Origin of the sequence: Brachyspira sp. (assembly GCF_050873525.1) — a bacterium.
GTDB lineage: Bacteria > Spirochaetota > Brachyspiria > Brachyspirales > Brachyspiraceae > Brachyspira.
Genome location: NZ_JBNMIZ010000363.1, coordinates 1 through 1,042 on the forward strand (window position 1 = coordinate 1; position 1,042 = coordinate 1,042).

The 1,042-nt window shown below is 29.5% G+C and carries 1 protein-coding gene; it reads left to right on the plus strand.

Translation table 11 applies throughout. The features are described from left to right. On the plus strand, window positions 1-914 hold a 914-nt coding region (locus tag ACR0QS_RS13350), incomplete at its 5' end, for an ankyrin repeat domain-containing protein (RefSeq protein ID WP_432633941.1). Window positions 915-1,042 lie beyond the last annotated feature (128 nt).

Consider the following 1,042-nt stretch of genomic DNA (forward strand, 5'->3'; position numbering starts at 1 on the left):
ATATAAATTCTTTATATGACGCTATAAAAGAAAATAATCCTAAAAAAATTATTGACATAGTGAATAATTATAAAATAGATTTAAATAATGTATTTTATGTGCCACAAGATGTTTCTTTTGATGGTGGTGGTGGTTATGGAACTGTTGCAAATATTTCTCCATTAATTTATGCGATAGAATGCCAAAATATAGAAGCTATAGATACTTTATTAAAATTGGGGGCTAATGTAGGACAATTAACGGACATATATACTGGTTATGATGAAGAGGATTTTATCATTTTAGATGACTATACAAATAGAATAAGTATTACTCCTTTAATGTATGCGGCGTATTCTTCGACAGAAGAAGTCATATCTTTTTTAATAAAGAAAGGCGCTAAAGTTAATGTTAAAGATAGAAAAGGTAGAACGGCGTTAATGTATGGTCCAAGTGAAGCTTTAATAAGAGCTGGAGCGAATGTTAACGCTAAAGATAACGAGGGAAAAACCGCGTTAATGTATTGGCAAAATGAGGCTTTAATAAGCGCTGGAGCAAATGTTAATGCTAAAGATAATAACGGTTGGACGGCTTTAATGTATGCTTGTGACGGTATAGGTGTAGAGAGTGTAATAAAAAATCCCGATATAATAAAATCCTTGATTAGAGCGGGAGCAAATATTAACGAAGTTAATAATTATGGCGATACGGCTTTAATGTGGGCAATTCTAACATATAGAAGTGCAGTTTCAGATGATTATTATTCGGGAAGAGAACTTAACGATTATACATTACCAACTTTTGAAACTATAAGATTTTTAATATATAACGGAGCTAATGTCAATATAAGAAACAAAAAAGGCGAAACTCCATTATCGTTAGCAAAAGAATTGCCGCAACTAACTAAATTATTGAAAGATAACGGAGCATATTAATAAAAATATTCTTATAATTTATAATAAAAAATTTAATTTACGGAGGAAAAGGAGAAAAACCATGATTAAAAAATTAACATTTATAATTATTTTAATTTTAAGTTTTGGAATAATATCCTGTTTTATGC